Origin of the sequence: Neisseria sp. P0014.S009, assembly GCF_051958155.1 — a bacterium.
GTDB lineage: Bacteria > Pseudomonadota > Gammaproteobacteria > Burkholderiales > Neisseriaceae > Neisseria > Neisseria flavescens_C.
In genome coordinates, this window is sequence record NZ_JBQCVS010000216.1 from 1 (window position 1) to 244 (window position 244).

Genomic DNA, 244 nt, shown 5'->3' on the forward strand with positions numbered 1-244 from the left:
GTGTTCCTCAGGATATCTAAGCATTTCACCGCTACACCCTGAATTCCACTTTCCTCTCACGAACTCAAGACAGGCAGTATCCAAAGCACGTCCAGGGTTGAGCCCTGGGATTCCACTTTAAACTGACCTGTCCGCCTGCGCTCCCTTTACGCCCAGTAATTCCGAACAACGCTTGGAACCTCCGTATTACCGCGGCTGCTGGCACGGAGTTAGCCGTTCCTTATTCCTGAGGTACCGTCAGAAT

The 244-nt window shown here is 52.5% G+C and carries 1 rRNA gene; it reads right to left on the reverse strand.

From position 1 onward, the window contains the following. Nucleotides 1-244: ribosomal RNA gene (locus ACTHS4_RS12385) — 16S ribosomal RNA — on the reverse strand; the annotation flags it as partial.